This is a genomic window from Paucisalibacillus globulus DSM 18846 (assembly GCF_000482485.1).
Classification (GTDB): Bacteria; Bacillota; Bacilli; order Bacillales; family Amphibacillaceae; genus Ornithinibacillus; species Ornithinibacillus globulus.
In genome coordinates this window covers 176,145-196,521 of the sequence record NZ_KI519438.1, presented here as the reverse complement: position 1 = coordinate 196,521, position 20,377 = coordinate 176,145, and the positions used below count along the sequence as shown (strand labels likewise).

Genomic DNA, 20,377 nt, shown 5'->3' with positions numbered 1-20,377 from the left:
AAATTAACATATTACGATTGGAGAAAAAAATATGAAAGATAAAAATGGACTAGGTCCCTTTATATCCTTAATAGTATCAACCAATATCCCGAAGCTTGCACTGACGATGGGGTTAATTGGTAGTATCATCACTACACTTGTTGGTTTGACCATCCCACTTTTAACAAGAGAACTAGTGGATGGCTTTTCATTAGCATCATTAAGTGTCGGACTCATTATTGTCATCGGTGTAGTCTTTATCCTACAGGCTGTTCTCGATGGAGTATCCACCTATTTACTAGCAGCAGTTGGGCAAAAAATTGTTGCAAGGCTACGTGATCAAATGTGGTTGAAGTTGATACGCCTACCTGTAAGTTATTTTGATAAACAGGCAAGTGGAGAATCCGTAAGTCGTGTCGTAAATGATACAGGTATCGTGAAGGATTTAATTTCACAGCATTTTCCACAATTTATTGGTGGAGTAATTTCAATTATTGGTTCTGTTATTATCCTTTTAATCATGGATTGGAAAATGACGTTAATGATGCTTATTGCTGTACCAGTTACCATGGTAATTATGATTCCTCTCGGTAGTAAAATGGCAAAAGTATCCCGGAGCCTGCAGGATGAGACAGCTACATTTTCTGGTAGTATTCAACAAACGCTAAGCGAAATTCGTTTAATGAAAGCTTCTACGGCAGAATCCGTTGAAAAAGAAAAAGGAATGTCTGGTGTAAAGAAACTATTAGGTTTTGGACTAAAGGAAGCACGTATCTTTGCACTTATTGGCCCACTTATCTATACGGTGATGATGTTAGTAATTGTTGTCATTATTGGATATGGCGGGATTCGGGTTGCAGACGGAACGATGACAACAGGTTCATTAGTAGCATTTTTACTTTACCTTTTCCAAATCATATTTCCAATCACATCATTTGCGATGTTCTTTACTCAGCTACAGAAGGCAAAAGGTGCTACGGAGCGTATTATTGATATTTTGGAAATCCCGGAGGAAGCTGGGCAAGATGGTATTGATAAGGATATTACAAACGAGGCCCTTTATGTTTCGAATGTATCTTTTGCCTATGATGAAGCGGAACCGGTTCTTGAGAATATAACATTCAGTGCTAGTCCTGGTGAAATGATTGCTTTTGCGGGGCCAAGTGGTGGAGGGAAAACAACTTTATTCTCCTTGATAGAGCGATATTATGAACCTACAGGGGGAGAGATAAAAGTTGGAAATACCTCCATACGGGAAATAAGCCTAAAGTCTTGGCGTAGTCAAATTGGATATGTATCTCAAGAAAGTGCGATGATGGCTGGGACTATACGTGAAAATTTAATGTATGGTCTAGAGGATGCTGAAAACATACCTGATGAACGGTTATGGGATGTTGCAAAGATGGCCTATGCAGATGAATTTATAAGAGGTTTTGAGAATGGATTAGATACAGAAGTCGGTGAGCGTGGTGTAAAACTGTCTGGAGGTCAAAGACAACGCATCAATATTGCTCGAGCATTCTTGAGAGATCCAAAAATTCTAATGATGGATGAAGCTACAGCGAGCTTAGATAGCCAATCAGAAGGAATTGTTCAAGAGGCACTTTCTAGATTAATGGAAGGACGAACAACCTTTGTCATTGCCCACAGATTATCCACAATTGTTGATGCGGATAAAATTATTTTTATTGAAAAAGGAAAAGTAACAGGTACTGGAACACATCAAGAATTAATTGAAACACATGATTTGTATCGGGAGTTTGCCGAACAGCAATTAACATAAGAAGAAACATCCAACGTATATGAACATATATTTTGGATGTTTCTTTTTACCTTACAACTTACTGGGATGAGGGACTAGTCCACATATCGCTTTTATTAAACGCTACCCAAGCAAATCCTAATAAGAACAGCAGGCATCCTGCTATGTAATATACGATTGTTAAACTGTGAAACTCAATTATCAAAAAGGATACGAGTGGCCCAAGTGCAGCTCCAACATCGACAACTACCGTATGAGCTGTCATGACTTTCACGCGATTGGATTGGGATGCCGCTGTTGTTGCTAACGTATCTGTCGTTGTTACAAAAATAGTTGAAATTAGCTGGAACATCAACAGTGTAATGATAAGTAAAATCATCGATTGTATATTACCTAAGATAATGAAAGTAATCCCCCCACCAAACAATGGAATCAATAATATGTTGAGTACAGACTTAGATGAATCTATCATCTTTCCGATTAATGGAGCAAGAAATGGTTCCCACCCCCAGCGAATTGCTTGAATAATTCCAGCGATAGTTGCTGCACCAATGGTTATTTGTGCAATGGTCCATTCATTTACGTAACTCCGCTCGATTAACGAACTCACTGTGGATGCAAATAGACCAAAAATTACAAGTCCCATTGCAGTACCAGTAATTAAAACCATTACTATATAAGGAGAGAACCATTTTGTTATAGTAGGTGTGCTATTCTCTTCCTTTTTTGCTCCCTTTGTTACTGGAACCAGAAACCAAATGGTAGGAACAACTAATAATCCTATCAAAGCAAATAAAGACGTGACAAAAAAGATGGATGTTTGGTCAACGAGTAAACCACCTGCTAGCATTCCGGTTAAACCACCTAATCCCCATAATCCGTTATACATACCGACATATTGCCCTCGATTATTATCATTTGTTACATCAGTAACCGTTAATAATCCTCCAAGACGAAGAAGAGACCACGCTACACCCCATAAGGCACGCATCAAAAATAAAAGCCAAAATGACTGAAAAAGTCCGTAAGAAAATGTAGTGAAAATAGCTAAAATTATTGCGATGAAAACACCAGTCCTTAATTGGAACCGTTGATAAAATAACCCAACCAGCGGATTGATTGGTAAACGAATAAATCGGTTTATAGAAAGGAGAAGACCAATTTGCCATAGGGCAGTTAATCCGAATTCTTCCCAGTAAATTGGAAGAACAATTAATAACATGGAGTCGCCCATAACCGCGATTGCAGTAATTATTGCTATCCCAACAACTCTGTTTCTTGCCGATACCATCATGTAAACATCCTTTCTTAATATAACCTCAATTATATATGGTAATTGTAATTTTGGGTGTTTTAATTGGTTGAAATTAACAATATTTAAATGAAACTTAACGATAAATAATAGCGTATGAAAACTATAATATAAACTTATAAAGGAAGATAGTGATGAACGATTACCAATTAAAAATATATGATGAGCTCCAGGTGTGGCGTGCAAAAATGATGAAGCCATCTGGTATGGTAAACCGATTTGCAAAAAAGGCTCAAAATAAAATAAATGGAATGATTCCTGAAAAGGCACACCAAATTATTACCGACAGTATTAAACATATGGTAAAAGCAACATTAGTTGGTTCGAATATAACAACGAAAAAGGTAGTGCCAACAGAAATGAGTTTATATGACCGGGATGAGTTAGCAAAAGAAAAATTGTCTACTTATCGAAGAACTGCGACAGTGGAAGGTGCAGGTACGGGAGCAGGAGGAATATTTTTAGGTCTTGCGGATTTCCCATTATTGCTTTCAATAAAAATGAAGTATCTATTTGAAGCGGCAGCTATTTATGGATTTGATACGAAGGAATATGAGGAACGTCTATTTATCCTTCATATTTTCCAGCTAGCCTTTTCAAGTGATGACAAGCAGCGAGAAACATTGTTCATTATCGAAAACTGGGAAGAACAAAAGGAGAAGCTTATTGATATGGACTGGCGAGTGTTTCAACAGGAATATCGCGATTATATTGATTTTGTAAAAATGCTTCAATTACTACCGGGGATTGGCGCGGTTGTTGGTGCTTATGCTAATTATAATCTGCTTGATCAGTTAGGAGAAACGGCAATGAATGCGTACCGATTTAGGACTTTGAAAACACCACCTGCCGATTATTAGATTAGGTTAAAGAGGGAACAACGTCTGAGCAATTAGAATAACGGATAGAAATTGTTGATCGGAAACACCCCAAAGTTAGCTATCGAGATAACTTTGGGGATTCTATTTTTATAAGTCTTTGGAATGATAGTGGTAAAACAACATATACAGAATCCTATAATATAGAGTTATTTTTATAAATAATCTAAAAACTCATCCAAAACCTATTGCATTTTGATAAAATACGTAGTATGATGATTCACATATTCAGTAATATATTGCATATCACGTTTTCAGATAATTTTGAATAAGATAATTACATCAAGGGGAGAAATATATGAACGGAAAACTATCAATTTCATCGCAATTAGCCATTGGCGTCATGTTATTTGCATTATTTTTTGGAGCGGGAAACTTAATTTTTCCAGCGCAACTCGGACAAGCTGCGGGTACTAACTTATGGCCGGCAGTTTTTGGATTTTTAATTACAGGGGTGGGATTGCCGTTTTTGGGAGTTTTTGCAATGGGGTTCTCAGGAAGTAAAGATTTGCAAGACCTTTCTAGTAGAATTCATCCTGTTTACGCAGTATTTTTTACATCATTACTGTATCTTACAATTGGACCATTTTTTGCGGCTCCAAGAACAGGTGCAGTAGCATTCGATATTGCTTTCGCGCCGCATATCGGTGAAGATTTTTCTCAAGTTGCGCTATTAATCTTTACCATACTGTTCTTTGCTATTTCACTTTGGTTTTCATTAAATCCGGCAAAAATTGTAGATAATGTCGGTAAACTATTAGCACCAGGAATTGTCGTATTATTAGGGATACTCCTTGCATTGGTAGTATTTAAACCGATGGGGGCTGCACAGGCTCCATTAGAAGCGTATCAAGGTAAGACGTTTGTGACAGGGTTTATCGAGGGGTATAACACAATGGATGCTTTGGCATCGCTCGTATTCGGTATTATTGTCATTAAGGCGATTCGTGCACTTGGGGTCACTTCTAAGAAGGAGATTCTAGCTACTACTGCAAAAACAGGTACGATTGCAATTGTGTTATTAGGATTAATTTATGTAGGTATTGCCTATTTAGGATCTGTGAGTGTTGAGGCGTTTGGTGTTTTTGATACTGGGGGACCGGTTCTAAGTAATGCTGCAGATTATTATTTCGGTACATTAGGTGCTGTATTGTTAGGGATTGTCATTATCCTAGCTTGTTTAACAACAAATATAGGTCTTATGGTTGCGTGTGGTGAATATTTTCACCGGTTATTACCAAGGTTTAGTTATAAAATTCTCGTTACTTTTTTTACAACGATAACCTTTATTATTGCTAACTTTGGACTAGATAATATTATTACGTATTCCGTTCCGGTATTAATGTTTCTTTATCCACTTGCAATTGTGTTGATGTTACTAACTTTCTTATCATCATTATTTAATCACTCTCGTATTGTGTATGTAGCAACAATTGCGGTTACATTCTTAATAAGTATCATTGATGGACTAAAAACATTATACAAATCATTGGATATTGAAGGCTACGGTTTCTTCCAACCTGTTGTAACATTTTATGAAAACACACTACCACTTTATAATGAAGGATTAGGATGGCTTGTTCCTGCATTAATAGTAATTGTTTTAACAGGAGTTTTTGCTCGATTCCAGAAAGTTTCACGGCCTATAGAAGTATAATAAAAAAGTCGGTTCCTATTCAACAGGAAACCGACCTTTTTATTGGTTAACTTCGTTTGGTAATTGAAAATCTTTCTTTATTTCTAACCAGTTTTGTTTCATTATTGCCGAAGCTTTTTCTTTATCTCTCATTTCAATAGAGTGAATAATATTATCGTGAACTTCTATTGAGCTTTCGGATAGAATTATAGAGTTATGAAAAAATAGGCGTCTAACATGTGCTTGGAGCTTTTCTACAATACCAATAATGTAAGAATTATTTGCAGTATCAACAATCAGTTGATGAAATTGTTCATCTATATTGAGGGCAGCATGAAAGTCCTTTTTATAAAGGGCTTCAGCAAACTCCTGATTTATACTTTTCAATGAAGAGATTTCATCTTTTGTTATATGATCGATTGCAAGCTCTGCGGATAATGCTTGTAAAACGGCCAAAGGTGGAAGTAAATCTTTGATAGACTCTTTCTCGACCTCTGTTACTTGTGTGGCTTTCCCTGGATACATTTTAACAAGCCCTTGTGATTCTAATAGCTGTAGTGACTCTCTTACTGGTGTTCTACTCACTCCCAGAGCTTCAGCTAGCTCTGTGTCATTTAATTTCTCACCAGGATATAGGGTTCCATCAATAATCCAATGTAAAATTTGTTTGTATGCGCTTTCTTTTGCTGTGGTACGAATTGGTTTAGAATGATTGACAGGTACCGGCAAAACGTTTCCCCCTCTCAAAAATACCTATTTCTAGTATACATGAAAATATTGTCCGTGAATATCTGATTTTTTGGGTCAGGTTGTTTAAATTGTTTTTTTCGGTAAAAACTGAAACAATAAAGATGAAAAAAGTTAAAGGAGCTAACTAATATGCAATGTAAAATAAATCGAAATGCAGCAAAAGTCTTGAAAAAGAGATTAGAGACAGAAGAAGCAAAAGGTAAAATGATCCGTGTAGTTGTCACACATGTCCACGGCGACCATGCACATTATGATATCGAACTAGATACACCAACAGAGAATGATGAGGTTGTAAAAACCGATAAAGATATTGATGTTATTTTAGAAAAAGATAATGAGTATTTAGATGGCGTATGGATTCAATACTTCCATTTTCCACAGGAAGAAATGTTTATTACGAACCCTAAGTACGGACATCATCATTAATATTTACAGTTAGAAAAACCACTAGTATCTTATTTACTAGTGGTTTTTGGCTCATAATATGCCCATCTATTTTTACTAAACATTTGAAAATTCTGCGCCAGTATTCGCATAATTCTCTGCTCTGTCACCATACCCCCGCACCATTCATGAATTTTTGCTTTTGTAACTTTCTCCTTCTGGAAGAGTAGTTTAAAATCCTGCACAGAACGGAGCACCGCGCTTTTTACCAGTTCTTTTCCCCCGCATTCTGAACAGTAACAATAGTGACCTCTCAATGAGATTGATAGTGAGTTGCAATGATAGCAGTTTATTCCCTTCTTCAGTTCCCTAAATGTATATTCTGGCACCTTTTTAACTGGGTAATCTTTCTCGTGAAGGGAGAGGAGTTTATTGCCAATTGACTTATGTTGGTTAGTGATTTTTCGGGAGGGAATTTGGTTGAGTTTTCTCATCAAAGGATTGATCTGGGTGGGGAGGACAAATGGTTTATCGGGGGTATAATTGTAAAGTGTAAATTCAGGATTGATGAAAACCACGGTTCCGCGGAGTCCTACTTGATATCCATGCTGATTTAATAACTTGCGTAGAAGGGTTTCTGCACGGGACATTTGATGTTCAGGATTTTGAATTTCAAAATCTGTGTTTTTGTAAAACTTGTCTCTTTTTTTATCATAGTGATGTTCGCCTTCAAAATTTTTCACCTCAAAAAATTCGATAATAGAAGGAAAAATAATTAAAGTATCAATTTGAAAAGTATTTGAATCGTAGTTTAAAAGTAGGTCTTTGATGATGAGGTGTTCACGCTGGAGTTGGTTGTCAAGAATTTGATCGAACATTAACTCCCCTTCATATCCTTTTTTTATACTATGGTGTGTTTGCTTGTCGCGACTAGTCAGCTCCAATCGTGGTGCTAAACTATTAAATATTTGTAGTTCCTTTGGCATTGTTCGTTTCTTTAGTTCCATTTTTCACATCCTTTAGAATTTGTTGGGACTATCATAACACAAGTCCACAAAAAGTTACATGGATTTTCCTGCTCTTCTTGAATAATTATTGAACTGAGTAGTTATTGCTTTTGATTGGTATTTTTATAAACTTTTATTTTGGTAGGTGGTCAGGGAAGGTAGTTTAGTGTTAGCTATACATCATTTCGCGTTAGTATTGGCGTTGAAAAGAAGAATGGGAATGTTCTATACATCATTTCGCGCTAGTATTGGCGTTGAAAAGAAGAATGGGAGTGTTCTATACATCATTTGGCGCTAGTATTGGCGTTGAAAAGAAGAATGGAAGTGTTCCATACATCATTTGGCGCTAGTATTGGCGTTGAAAAGAAGAATGGCAGTGCGCTATACATCATTTCGCACTGGTATTGTTGTTGAAAAGAAGAATGGAAGTGCGCTATACATCATTTGGCGTTGGGATTGGAGTTGAAATGAAAAATGGTAACACTATATACATCGCTTTGCGCTAGGACCCAGTTTGAAATGAAGAATATGCTCTTTTCATTTATATAAAAAGGGGCACCATCCAAATGGTACCCCCTAATAAACCCTTAATAAGGCTCAGCATCCCGGCCTTTCTCCACTGCATCATCCACAGCTTCGGCAGCATCTGCTTTACCCAGTGGATGGAATTCTTCTCCTGCTTCCATTTTCATATTGCCCATCTCTTTTACTTTACTAGCAATGCCTTCACGCAAACGGCGGCCGTACTCTTCGTCAGCTTCTTCAGCTAGAGCAATCATCTTATCTTGAATTCGTTTATCGCAAATGGATAAATCATTAACTAGGTTGTTAATAAGTTCATCCTTTTCCCATTGTTCGAAGCGGCGGTAAGTTTCACCAGCTTGTTTTGTATTGTTTTCTCGTTCAATAGATTCCCGGACAAGATTTCCTTCCACCATTGGAGTGTATTCTTTCCCAACTTGTTCAGCTTCTTTTAATCCGCCAAGTGTGGATGGTTCATAGTTAACATGTGGGTTTTGTCCCGGTGCTTTGTCATTATAATGACGAAGCTGTCCGCCTTCTTGGTTGGTTGCAACACGCTTTTTGGCAGCATTAATTGGTAACTGTAAGTAATTTCCTCCTACACGATAACGCTGGGTATCGGAGTAGGAGAATGTTCTGCCTTGAAGCATTTTGTCATCGGAAAAATCTAGTCCATCTACTAATACACCTGTCCCGAATGCAGATTGTTCTACCTCCATAAAGTAGTTTTCTGGATTTTTGTTTAACACCATTTTCCCAACTGGTAGCCATGGGAATTGATCTTCTGGCCAAAGCTTTGTGTCATCTAATGGATCAAAATCAAGCTCCGGATGTGGGCCGTCTTCCATTATCTGTACAAATAATTCCCATTCCGGGTAGTCACCATTTGCAATTGCTTCATATAAATCCTGTGTTGCGTGATTGACACTTTTTGCTTGAATCTCGGCAGCTTCTTTCACGGTTAAATTTTTAATTCCTTGTTTTGGCTCCCAGTGATACTTCACAAGAACTGCTTTTCCTTCACTGTTTACCCATTTATATGTGTTTACACCTGATCCTTGCATCATTCGATAGTTTGCCGGAATTCCCCATGGAGAATAAATGAATGTAACCATATGGAAGGATTCTGGTGAGTTAGAGCAAAAGTCAAAGAATCGCTCAGGATCTTGCATATTGGTTACCGGGTCTGCTCGGAATGCATGAATCATATCTGGGAATTTCATGGCATCACGAATAAAGAAAATCTTAATATTATTACCAACCAGGTCCCAGTTTCCATCTTCCGTGTAAAACTTAATAGCAAACCCCCTTGGGTCACGTGCGGTTTCTGGTGAATCGAGGCCACCCACTACAGTTGAGAAACGTACAAATACTGGAGTTTGCTTTCCTTTTCCATTGAAAACTTTTGCCCTTGTATATTTAGAAGCGGGCTCATCACCAACCGTCCCGTATGTTTCAAAATATCCATGAGCACCCGCACCCCTAGCGTGAACAATACGCTCTGGAACTTTTTCACGGTCAAAGTGACTGATTTTCTCAATGAAATCATAGTTTTCTAATGTTGCTGGCCCGCGGTTACCTATTGTCCGTATGTTTTGATTGTTGGTAACCGGATGTCCTTGCCTTGTTGTAAGGGTGTCCTCGTTCTCGATATTTGTTTGTGGAATATCATTTGGATCGTTAACCATTATTTTCACTACTTTCCTATGTACTTGAATCACAGTATCTATACTTACCAAAACATCCAAAAATTAATCTTAGGTTAGGCAGGATTTTACAATTAATAAAAGTAGTTGATGGGAAAAGGATAAAGCGATATTCTATTCTTAAGATATGGGAGATAGGTGGAGGTTGGTGGATGATGGGGAAAATAATAGCTGCAGGTAAAGAGCAGATTGATGAGCTGATTAAACTAGCGATGGAAGTGTATACCGGGAGTACATATGAGGGGCTACACCAAGAATTTAATGAGATGTTTCTAACTGACAAACATCGATTTCTATTATATATAATGAATGATGAACCAGTAGCTTTTATGCACCTGTCTATTCGTGTAGATTATGTGCAAGGTTGTGAATCAAGCCCTACAGGATATTTAGAGGGAGTATATGTGAATCCAGATTTTCGAAAAAGGGGAATATCTACGGCTTTATTTAATGAAGGGAAAAAATGGCTTTTAGAAAAAGGTTGCAAACAGATTGGGTCGGATATGGAAGAGGGTAATCAAAATAGTTACTTATTTCATAGGAGTGTTGGTTTCAAAGAAGCGGGGCGTCTTGTTACGTTTATTCAAGACTTGAATTAATACAAATGAGAGTGTTAAAAAGTACCACCAGGTAAATAAGATAAATTGGTATCAGGTGCTATTAGTTTGTGGTAAAATTAAGACAGCGTTACAAAGAAGTGAGGAGTATATATGTATAAATTTGGAGCTAATGTTGTAAAGGTGTTTCTAAACCTTTTCGGAAGAATAAAAGTTTATCAAAAAGAGAATTTACCTGAGTCTGGTAGTTATGTTATTGCCTGTACCCATACTGGTTTTGTTGATATTTTATGGCTGGGTGTTGCCACATTGCCAACAGAAATTCATTATATGGCAAAAAAAGAATTATTTGAAACAAAGTTTTTGAAATGGCTGATGGAAAGATTAAATGCTTTTCCAGTAGACCGAGAAAATCCAGGTCCAAGTGCTATTAAAACACCTAGGAAACTACTAAAGCAAGGCAAGGTTGTTGGGATTTTTCCAAGTGGAACACGTTCAAGTGAAGGTGCTCCCCTTAAGCGTGGTGCGGTAACGATTGCTGCTCATGCGGATGTACCAATCGTACCAGCTGCATATGTGGGACCGAATAATTTTAAGGATTTATTTAAACGAATAAAACCAAGATTAATTTACGGAGAACCAATGCATCTTCCGGAAGGCCTTTCGAAAAAAGAAGGTATGGATATTTTAATGGAACAATTGGATAAAGAGATGCATGCATTGCAAAATAGTATTAAATAAGAAAACCTTCACAGTCTAATATGGCTGTGAAGGTTTTTAATTATATTCTCTTATCGAAATCCAAACGTTTATTAAGAGCATAAATAATCGGAATACCGATTGCTAACACTGCGAATTCTCCAGCCGCGGTTGTTAACCAAGTAAAGAGGAATGGCCAACCTGCAGCAATATTTAGCATCCATGCAATAATGAACATATTAAAAGTAAATACAATTGTGTTTGCAATTAATAATGCCCATACATTCTTAATGTATTTGGAAAATAAAATAACTATACCAAGCGAAATCGCGGAATGTCCTACCCCAAAGATCAGGTCTAGTTTGGATGGGGACATTAATAAGTTGGCAATAAATACACCGGAAACAATTCCAAAAAAGTATTTCTTATTGAAGACAATAAGATGATTGAAAATCTCTGAAATACGGAATTGCACATGGGTAAATCCAAAAGGCGCGACTAGTGCTGTTACAGCAACATAAAGAGCTGCCACTAGTGCATTCATTACTAATGTTCTTATTTTCATTTTTATCTCTCCCTAGTTTTTTTACGTGGGATGGTCACGAACCACGTCTTGAAAGCAACTAATCTAGTATAGTACATGTGAATAAAAATAGAAAGAAGTTTTTCACTTAGGATACTATGATCATTGTTAAATAATAGAACAGAAGAAGTGGATAATATTAGAAGTAACCTTGACAAATAGCAAAAATAACATTATACTTACAAATAGTAACCAACTTATAATATGTAACATTCAAATAAAAAGGAGCTAAAAAATATGGAAAAGAAATTTTTTCAAAAACCAACAACCTATGTAGGGGAAGTAAATATAAATGTAACTAATTTAAAAAACTCATTAGCTTTTTACCAACGTGTATTTGGTTTTCAAATTTTAGAGCAAACAGAGAGAAAAGTAGCTTTATCAGCAGATGGTGTAAGACCAATCCTTGTACTGGAACAACCTGAAAATGTGCAACCCAAAAAAGGTAGAACAACAGGACTGTATCACTTTGCAATTTTACTACCTAGAAGAGCAGACTTAGCAAATTTCTTACAGCATTTAGTTCAAACGGAAGGGCAGACTTTGCGCCTGGGAGCATCTGATCATTATGTAAGTGAAGCACTTTATTTCGATGACCCGGATGGCAATGGAATTGAAGTGGCAGTTGATAAACCATCTACTAGCTGGTCTTGGGATAATGGTACAGTTGATATGGCTACCGCCCAGCTAGATGCTCAAGGATTGTTGGCTGAAAGTGATAAGGTATGGGATGGACTACCAAAGGATACAGTGATGGGACATATCCATTTACATGTGGCCAACTTAGAAGCAACTGAAAACTTCTATGTAAATGGTCTTGGATTTGATATTGTAACGAGATATCCTGGGGCATTATTCGCATCTACAGGTGGCTATCATCACCATATAGGCCTAAACGTATGGAATGGTGAGGGAGCGCCGGCACCTGCTGAAAATAGTGTTGGTTTAAATTGGTTTACATTGATTATGGCAGACGAAGAAACAAGACAAAATAAAATCGAAAGCCTTCGCAAAGTTGGTGCAGAGGTTGTAGTAGAAGGTAATTATTTCGTTGTGAAAGACCCTGCTGGCAACACAATTCAGCTTCAATTAAGCGAATAAGATTTTTGGGGGAACATCAATGGAGACACAACAGATGAATCAACCTTTTGAAATTGGGATTTACACATTAGCTGATATAGTCAAGAATCTGTTAACAGGTGAAACAATTAGTGCAAAAGGTAGGATTCACGAAATAATCGAAGCGGCTAAGCTTGCTGATGAAGTAGGCTTAGATGTTTTCGGTGTAGGTGAGCATCACAGACTAGACTATGCCGTTTCTTCTCCGCAAATGGTACTATCGGCTATTGCTCAAGCTACAAAGAATATAAAGTTAACAACGACAACAACCGTTTTGAACACAGTTGATCCAGTTCGTTTATTTGAGGATTTCGCTACATTGGATTTAATCTCCGGTGGAAGAGCAGAAATTACTGCTGGACGTGGAGCATTTGTAGAGTCCTTTCCGTTATTTGGTTATGATTTCAATGATTATGATGCATTATTTGAAGAGCATCTTCAATTATTTATCGAATTAAATGAACAGGAACGTGTCACTTGGTCTGGAAGATTTCGTTCTGCATTGAATAATGCTGAAATAACACCAAGACCAGAGCAGGCGCAACTACCAATTTGGGTTGGAGTGGGAGGAACTGTTTCTAGTGCTGAAAGGGCAGGAAGATATGGTACCGGGTTAAACATTGCAATGATTGGTGGTGCACATGAGCGTTTTATACCATTAATTGATGCTTATCGTGAATCGGGATATATTACTGGCTTTACCGATAAGCAATTAAAAGTTGCTGTTTCAGGACACGGTTATATTGCAAATTCAATGGATCAAGCAAGGGATGAGTTTTATCCATACTATTCACATTATCTTAAACTAATCCAGGAGCAACGAGGGATGCGTTCCGGTATCTTACCCCGTGAAGTTTTTGAACAAATGACAGGTCCTGAAAGTGTTATGTTTATTGGAAGCCCACAAGAGATTATTGAAAAAGTACTGCATCAGTATGAACTTTATGGCCATTCGCGATTTATGCTACAAACAGATATTGGTGGAGTGCCATTTAAGAATATTGCTAAAACAATCGAATTACTGGGAACAGAGGTTGCGCCTGTATTGCGTAGAGAGATAAATAAGCATCAGGCCTTAGAATTAACATAAAAATGAGGTCTACATTTTATTTTGTAGACCTCATTTTATTTATAATTCCTGATACCAAGCCGCAGCAGCTCTTACTTCACTAATCGTTAACTGATGTCCTCTATCTTCCCAATGTATTTCTACATCAGCACCAGCACCCTCCAGTAATCCCTTCAAATCCTCGGATTCCTGTGCTGGACAAATTGGGTCATTCGTTCCAGCTGAAATAAATGCATGTTTACCTGCTAAATCTGGTAATTCAATTCCCCTTCTTGGCACCATTGGATGGTGAAGACTTGCTCCTCTTAACGCATCTTGATAGTGGAACATAAGACTCGCAGCAATGTTTGCACCATTAGAATAGCCAACAGCTACAATGTTATGACGGTCAAATTCGTACTTCTCAGCAGCTTCATCTAAGAATTCATTTAATTCCTTCGTACGGAATATTAAATCCTCCTCATCAAAAACACCCTCTGCCAGGCGTTTAAAGAAACGAGGCATACCATTTTCCGAAACATTTCCACGAACGCTTAATACGTTAGCTTCTTTATCGATAATTTCTGCAAGTGGAAGAAGGTCTTGTTCCGTTCCGCCTGTTCCATGCAATAATAATAATGTTGGTTTATCAGGATTCGTTCCTTTTTGAAAAATATGTCTCATCTATAACAATCCTCTCTTGTTTGCTTTCTTAGGTGGCTAGACCTTCATCTATTCTACTTTCCTTGTGCTGCTTTTTTTCCAACGTGTTTTAATACTTTTATAACGGTATCTTTTTCTTCCTCAGAAATGCCTTCAAATAATTCCTCGATTACACGTTGGTGTGCAGGGAAAATATTATCCATTAGTTTTTTTCCTTCGTCTGTAATTTGGATGTACACCACACGTCTGTCATCCTTACAATTACTTCTTTCTATTAGTCCCTTTTTCTCCAATTTATCAATGACATAGGTGATGGATCCTGTGTTAATTAATACAGCTTCAGATACTTCTCTAACCGTAAGTCTGTCTTTATGATAAAGTGCTTCTAATATTTCAAAATCAGACATCCGCATTCCATGGTTGCTGATATCATCTTTAGTTACCTCTTGAAGTGACTTAGAGGCTTTCATCAGAACGACGAATGCTTTTAAGGAAAGATTCTCGCTCATATTTACACCTTCTTTATCTTTAATTTTATTATTATTAATTTAAATATCTTTAATTAAGTATATTTTAATAAAATATTAGCTGTTTGTCAAATTTCCTATTACTAGCATTTACGATTATGACATTTATAAGCAAATAAAAAAAGAGGGACCTAAGTCCCTCTTATGAAAATATCCTGCTAATCCCTTCTAATTCTTCTCTACTTAGTTGAACGTCCAGTGTCGCTAAGTTACGGATAACTTGCTCCGGCTTCTTGGCTCCGGGAATAACGGTGTCTATAGCATCCTGTGCTAGATACCATGCTAAAACAAGATTGGATACTTCGGTTTGTTTTGCATTTGCCATATTGCGCAGCTTTTCAACTTTGGCAAGATTTTGTGCAAATTCCTCTCCTTGAAGATGTGGCATGTTCGAACGGAAATCATTAAACTGAGTATCCTTAGTATATTTTCCAGCGAGCAAACCAGAGGCGAATGGGAAAAATGGGACAAACGAAATTTGATGTTCGGTCGTATAAGGGAAGTATACTTGCTCTGCCTGACGATTGAGTAAATTATAATGACCTTGGTATACATCAACATAACCATCTTGATTAGCTTCTTTCAGTTGTTCTAATGAGAAATTCGATACACCAATGGCTCTTATTATTCCTTTATCTTTTAATTCTTTCAACGCCCCAACCGCCTCATACTTTGGTGTTTTTTCATCGGGGGAGTGTATGTAAAATAAATCAATATAGTCAGTTTGTAATCGTCTTAAACTAGCTTCTACTGTTTCGCGTAAAAACTCCGGGGAGTTATCAATGATTCTTTCCTCTCCCACCATTCTTTGGGCGCCTTTTGTTGCAATAATGATATCTTGGCGATTTCCCATTTCTTTTACTACTTCTCCAACTAACTCTTCAGACCGTCCCATACCATAACTAAAAGCAGTATCAATGTAATCTAATCCCTCATTAATAGCAGCTTTTACAAGATCCTTATTCGCTTGTTCATCAAGTCCAGGATATAAATTATGTCCGCCAATCGCGTTAGCCCCAAGACCTATTGGATTTACTACTAAATCAGTTTTTCCGATGCGTACTTTGCTAGTCAAAATAAAACCTCCTATATAATGTTATATTTATTCTAAATAATGTTGGGTTGGAAATACAAGGAAATAAGCACCCTTATAGGATTGCCTAAAAAACTAACTCTTTAATTTTAAAAACTGCATCCGTTTATTAAATAAGGTTGGATAGGAAAGAAAGCCAAGCATAATGCTTGTTACCACAGCAGTTGTTAATAGTAAAAACAGGATTAACAATTGAAATTGCACCGCTTGAACCGGATCTGCCCCAGCAATAATTTGCCCACTCATCATCCCAGGTAATTGAACAAGACCGATTGTCTTTTGACTTTCAATCGTTGGAATGGTGCTTGATTTAATAGAAGTAATTAATTGCGTATGAATCGCCTGTCTTGGTGTTCCGCCTAAGGTTAGAATCAGTTCTGTTTCATCTTGGCGACTTTCTACCTCAGCTGTAAAACGATTCAAAAATAGAATCCCAAGTACCATCGAATTGCCAATTACCATCCCACTAATCGGGATAATATACTGTGGGGTCGGTGGCACGATATTAAATCCTAATAAGATGCTTTGTGTTAAAACTTCAATAAAAACGAATGTAACAAATAGTTTCCACGTAATTCCTCGAATAGAATCCCCTTTTCTCCGGGCATTCTGGGTCGCAGCTCCAATCATTAGTAAAACCATGAGTAGAATGAAAATGATGTTGTCAGCTTCAAATACATATTGCAGAACATAACCAACTGCTAGTAATTGAATAATCGATCGGACTGTTGCGATAAGTGTGTCCTTCTCTAAACCAAGCTTTAATGTCCGAGAAAGAATAATTGGGATTAGGACAAAAATTAGTGTCAGTGAAAGGGTGAGATATGTCATTCTATTTCCCCCTTAACAAATTGCTTTACTCGCTCGTCCTGTGGATTTTCTAAAATAGAACTTTCCCCCGATTCAATCAGTTCACCATTCATCATCACCCAGGTAAAATGTCCAATTCTTAATGCCTGTTCAAGATTATGGGTAATCCATATCATGGTTGTCCCGTATTTTTTGTTAATCTTCTCAATTAGTTCCTCAATATCGTGTTGTGACACTCTATCAAGGGAAGAGGTAATTTCATCTAGTAGTAAAATATCGGGTTTGTTTACCAGTGTCCGCGCAATAGATAGTTTTTGTTTTTGCCCACCTGATAAGTCCATGGCATTTCTTTTCAAAAAGTCTCCAGCTAATCCAACGTCATGAAGTAGTTCCTCTGCATATTCCTTATCAATTGTCTTTTCTTGTAATGTAAGTGGAAGTTCTAGATTTTCTAATACACTTCCTTTAATCATCGTTGCACTTTGCAATGCAATACCAACTCTTCTACGTAATTCTATTGGATTATACGTATCTATTGGTTTCCCTTTAATTAAGATTTCCCCTGAATCAGGAGAATGTAGTCCGTTACATAGCTTAAACAGAGTGGATTTCCCAGCCCCGGATGGACCAACAAGGGTTGTGATTTTACCTTCTGGGAAGAAACCGGTGATATTTTTAATAATATGTAGACCCTCTGCCGAATAATTGACGTCTTGGAATATAATGGCTGCTTGATTCATGTACTCACTTCCTTATATGCTACCTGTTTATTATGGAAATAATGATTTGTCTTCTTTTTCTATTCATATCATACATTATTTCCAGGATATTAATAATTTGTTTTAATGTTTTTAAAAATAATGAAATAAATTTCTTGCCCTACTTATATTAATCCTTAGACTAAAATTAATTCAGCAATATTAATCCTATCCTCTGCTCAAGAGTGTTCCCTGCCATATCCTAAAGCACATTAATTTGTGGAACAGACATAAAAAAACTCCCAAACCTGGGAGTTTGAAGATTTATTTTATAATTAACACCGGACTCATCGCTCGTTTAGCCACTTTATGACTAACACTACCTAAAACCATTTCTTGAAATTTATTTAAACCACGACTACCAAGAACAATCAAATCATAATTATTTTTATTTGCATAGTCAACAATGGTAGGGCCTGGATCACCGTTGAGGAAAATAACCTCAAATTCTACACCAGATTTTTTGGCTTTCTGAACGATAAATGCAAGCTTTTCTTTTCTAGCATCTTCCGCATCTTTTCCCCAGTTATTTAGAACCTCGTCCTTAGAATGCTTCGGATCGACAACATAAATAATATCTACTTTTGTTTGAGGGGTAAGTCTAGCAAGTTCAAATACTTTTTCCCCTGCTCTTAAGGAGTGTTCTGATCCATCTGCCGCATAGAGAATCTTCTTAAACATAGTTTTTCCTCCTCTACCAATCGATAAAAGTATTATATTCACATCATAGTTAACTTGGATTTTGTTTTTTATTATAGCATATGTGATTCTAATAACGAGGAATTTCGAGAAAAAATCAGGAAACGACAAATGTTTCCGTTCTCTTACGTATTTCACAAAACTGTCGAATCCCGTTATAATACATATGTTTGTTACGGCCCCGACTTTCGTGAGAGTCGAAAGTTATCAAAAATTAAAAGAGGTGGATGAATGAATATCGCAACATTAAAAAATGAGTGGTTTGGAAATATTAGAGGTGATATTTTAGCGGGAATTGTAGTTGCCATTGCTTTAATTCCAGAAGCGATTGCATTCTCTGTTATTGCCGGTGTAGATCCGATGATTGGACTATATGCATCTTTCTGTATTGCAGTAACCATTGCTTTTGTTGGTGGAAGGTCCGGAATGATTTCCGCTGCAACAGGTGCAACGGCATTATTAATGGTAACCTTGGTTGCAGAACACGGATTACAGTATCTATTTGCCGCAACGATTTTAACAGGTATCCTTCAAATTGTGATGGGTGTGTTAAAGCTTGGACGTTTAATGAAATTTGTTCCACGCTCGGTGATGATTGGATTCGTTAACGCACTTGCAATTATGATTTTTATGGCGCAGCTTGAACATTTTACAGGGGCAAATTGGGAAATGTATGCGATGCTTGCTGGTGCATTAGCGATTATTTATATTTTACCGAGATTTGTTAAAGTGATTCCAGCACCTTTAGTAGCAATTGTAGTCATTACAGCAATAGCGATTTTTACTGGGAGCAACGTAAAAACGGTTGGTGATATGGGGGAACTAACACAGACACTGCCAATTTTCTTATTCCCTGATATACCGCTTAACTTTGAGACGCTGCAAATTATCTTCCCTTATGCATTATCGATTGCAATTGTTGGATTGGTTGAGTCACTTCTAACGGCATCTATTATCGACGATATGACGGATACAAAGAGTGATAAGAATAAAGAAGCACGAGGACAAGGCATGGCGAATATTGTCTCCGGTCTTTTCGGTGGGATGGCAGGTTGTGCGATGATTGGACAATCCGTTATTAACGTAAAATCTGGTGGACGCGGTAGGTTATCAGTTTTTGTTGCTGGAGCATTTTTAATGACGCTTATTCTAGTATTTAATGGGCTTTTGGTTCAAATACCGATGGCTGTTTTGGTTGGTATCATGTTTATGGTGTGCATTAGTACGTTTGATTGGTCAGCTATTAAAAACATTCGTAAGACACCGGTTACCGATACTATTGTCATGGTATCAACAGTCGTTACGGTAATCTTTACACATGATTTATCAAAAGGTGTATTAGTCGGTATTATTTTAAGTGCTTTATTCTTCGCTGCTAAAATATCCAAAGTGAAAGTTACTGCTATGGCCATCGAAAATGCAAAGAAAAAAGTATACCGGGTTTCTGGACAACTTTTTTTTGCATCAGTAACTGATTTTGTTGAAAGCTTTAATTATAAAGAAGATGTCGATACGATTAAATTAGATCTATCCAATGCACATATTTGGGATGATTCTGGTGTTGGTGCAATTGATAAGGTTGTGCAGAAATATCATCAAAATGGAATTAAGGTAGAAGTGGTTGGGTTAAATGATGAGAGTAATAAATTAGTAGACAAACTAGCAGATTATACTAAGCCTGGTGGACTGGAGAATGTTTCAGGTCGGTAGGTTGTGAGGGAGCCTTGAGATGTGGGCTCTCTTTTTTATTTTATGGAAAAAAGAGGGATTTTCGATAATGAAGTAGAATAATATGGTTTTAATAGACAAAGTTTTAGGGAATAAGGTGAATTTGTCTAATAGAGTGGTTTTAAAAGACAGAGTTTGCGAAAAATGGGTGGATCTG

20 protein-coding genes and 1 riboswitch are annotated in these 20,377 nt (G+C 37.1%); of the genes, 9 read left to right on the top strand and 11 right to left on the bottom strand.

The features are described 5' to 3' along the window. Positions 1-31 precede the first annotated feature (31 nt). Positions 32-1,762 (top strand): ABC transporter ATP-binding protein, encoded by a 1,731-nt coding sequence (locus K332_RS0118135; RefSeq protein ID WP_026908750.1) that lies wholly within the window; start codon positions 32-34, stop codon positions 1,760-1,762. A 58-nt stretch (positions 1,763-1,820) separates the two neighbouring features. Here the strand turns inward: K332_RS0118135 and K332_RS0118130 are convergent, their stop codons facing one another. Beyond that, entirely contained in the window at positions 1,821-3,035 is a 1,215-nt protein-coding gene (locus K332_RS0118130; RefSeq protein ID WP_026908749.1) for an MFS transporter, read from the bottom strand. 152 nt (positions 3,036-3,187) lie between these two features. Between K332_RS0118130 and K332_RS0118125 the strand changes: the two genes are divergently transcribed. Together K332_RS0118125 and brnQ are read left to right on the top strand one after the other, a co-directional pair. Next, positions 3,188-3,913, top strand: a complete 726-nt coding sequence (locus K332_RS0118125; RefSeq protein ID WP_026908748.1) for an EcsC family protein — start codon at positions 3,188-3,190, stop codon at positions 3,911-3,913. A 316-nt stretch (positions 3,914-4,229) separates the two neighbouring features. After that, positions 4,230-5,588 carry a branched-chain amino acid transport system II carrier protein gene (gene brnQ / locus K332_RS0118120; RefSeq protein WP_026908747.1) on the top strand — a complete coding sequence of 453 codons (1,359 nt, stop codon included), beginning with the start codon at positions 4,230-4,232 and terminating at the stop codon, positions 5,586-5,588. A gap of 39 nt (positions 5,589-5,627) precedes the next feature. Here the strand turns inward: brnQ and K332_RS0118115 are convergent, their stop codons facing one another. Continuing rightward, on the bottom strand, positions 5,628-6,296 hold the full coding sequence (locus tag K332_RS0118115) for a GntR family transcriptional regulator (RefSeq protein ID WP_026908746.1): 669 nt from the start codon (positions 6,294-6,296) through the stop codon (positions 5,628-5,630). Positions 6,297-6,446: 150 nt separating this feature from the next. Here K332_RS0118115 and K332_RS0118110 point away from each other — a divergent pair, with 150 nt between their 5' ends. Next, entirely contained in the window at positions 6,447-6,743 is a 297-nt protein-coding gene (locus K332_RS0118110) for a heme biosynthesis protein HemY (RefSeq protein WP_026908745.1), read from the top strand. Positions 6,744-6,772: 29 nt separating this feature from the next. Here the strand turns inward: K332_RS0118110 and K332_RS0118105 are convergent, their stop codons facing one another. After that, positions 6,773-7,708, bottom strand: a complete 936-nt coding sequence (locus tag K332_RS0118105) for a nuclease-related domain-containing protein (RefSeq protein WP_026908744.1) — start codon at positions 7,706-7,708, stop codon at positions 6,773-6,775. A gap of 587 nt (positions 7,709-8,295) precedes the next feature. Further along, positions 8,296-9,918: a catalase gene (locus K332_RS0118095; protein ID WP_036689269.1), complete on the bottom strand. Its 1,623-nt coding sequence runs from the start codon at positions 9,916-9,918 to the stop codon at positions 8,296-8,298. Positions 9,919-10,088: 170 nt separating this feature from the next. On the opposite strand from K332_RS0118095, the gene aac(6') reads away from it, so the two are divergent. Further along, positions 10,089-10,535 (top strand): aminoglycoside 6'-N-acetyltransferase, encoded by a 447-nt coding sequence (gene aac(6') / locus K332_RS0118090; protein ID WP_051359523.1) that lies wholly within the window; start codon positions 10,089-10,091, stop codon positions 10,533-10,535. A gap of 111 nt (positions 10,536-10,646) precedes the next feature. Continuing rightward, the gene (locus K332_RS0118085; protein ID WP_026908741.1) at positions 10,647-11,234 is read left to right on the top strand and encodes a lysophospholipid acyltransferase family protein; all 588 of its coding nucleotides are present in this window, start codon (positions 10,647-10,649) and stop codon (positions 11,232-11,234) included. Between the two features lie 40 nt (positions 11,235-11,274). Here K332_RS0118085 and K332_RS0118080 read toward each other — a convergent pair whose 3' ends face one another. Further along, positions 11,275-11,757, bottom strand: coding sequence for a QueT transporter family protein (locus K332_RS0118080; protein ID WP_026908740.1), 483 nt, complete (start codon positions 11,755-11,757; stop codon positions 11,275-11,277). Between the two features lie 6 nt (positions 11,758-11,763). Further along, positions 11,764-11,808: riboswitch (PreQ1 riboswitch) on the bottom strand. A 204-nt stretch (positions 11,809-12,012) separates the two neighbouring features. Between K332_RS0118080 and K332_RS0118075 the strand changes: the two genes are divergently transcribed. Both K332_RS0118075 and K332_RS0118070 read left to right on the top strand, forming a co-directional pair. Continuing rightward, on the top strand, positions 12,013-12,876 hold the full coding sequence (locus tag K332_RS0118075; protein ID WP_026908739.1) for a VOC family protein: 864 nt from the start codon (positions 12,013-12,015) through the stop codon (positions 12,874-12,876). Positions 12,877-12,895: 19 nt separating this feature from the next. Further along, on the top strand, positions 12,896-13,984 hold the full coding sequence (locus tag K332_RS0118070; RefSeq protein ID WP_026908738.1) for an LLM class flavin-dependent oxidoreductase: 1,089 nt from the start codon (positions 12,896-12,898) through the stop codon (positions 13,982-13,984). Between the two features lie 39 nt (positions 13,985-14,023). Here K332_RS0118070 and K332_RS0118065 read toward each other — a convergent pair whose 3' ends face one another. The 6 genes from K332_RS0118065 to K332_RS0118040 all read right to left on the bottom strand — a co-directional run bounded on the left by K332_RS0118065 (position 14,024) and on the right by K332_RS0118040 (position 18,474). Beyond that, a complete protein-coding gene (locus K332_RS0118065) occupies positions 14,024-14,626 on the bottom strand; it encodes an alpha/beta hydrolase (RefSeq protein ID WP_026908737.1) in 603 nt (200 codons plus the stop codon). Between the two features lie 53 nt (positions 14,627-14,679). Continuing rightward, entirely contained in the window at positions 14,680-15,114 is a 435-nt protein-coding gene (locus K332_RS0118060; protein WP_036689266.1) for a MarR family winged helix-turn-helix transcriptional regulator, read from the bottom strand. A 160-nt stretch (positions 15,115-15,274) separates the two neighbouring features. Beyond that, complete coding sequence (locus K332_RS0118055) at positions 15,275-16,207, bottom strand: aldo/keto reductase (protein WP_026908735.1); 933 nt, start codon at positions 16,205-16,207, stop codon at positions 15,275-15,277. Between the two features lie 93 nt (positions 16,208-16,300). Then, positions 16,301-17,056 (bottom strand): ABC transporter permease, encoded by a 756-nt coding sequence (locus tag K332_RS0118050; protein WP_026908734.1) that lies wholly within the window; start codon positions 17,054-17,056, stop codon positions 16,301-16,303. Beyond that, complete coding sequence (locus tag K332_RS0118045; protein ID WP_026908733.1) at positions 17,053-17,775, bottom strand: ABC transporter ATP-binding protein; 723 nt, start codon at positions 17,773-17,775, stop codon at positions 17,053-17,055. Before K332_RS0118045 ends, K332_RS0118050 begins: the two co-directional genes overlap by 4 nt. Positions 17,776-18,057: 282 nt before the next feature. Then, the gene (locus tag K332_RS0118040) at positions 18,058-18,474 is read right to left on the bottom strand and encodes a universal stress protein (RefSeq protein ID WP_026908732.1); all 417 of its coding nucleotides are present in this window, start codon (positions 18,472-18,474) and stop codon (positions 18,058-18,060) included. Between the two features lie 249 nt (positions 18,475-18,723). Here K332_RS0118040 and K332_RS0118035 point away from each other — a divergent pair, with 249 nt between their 5' ends. Continuing rightward, on the top strand, positions 18,724-20,202 hold the full coding sequence (locus K332_RS0118035) for a SulP family inorganic anion transporter (RefSeq protein ID WP_026908731.1): 1,479 nt from the start codon (positions 18,724-18,726) through the stop codon (positions 20,200-20,202). Positions 20,203-20,377: the final 175 nt, after the last annotated feature.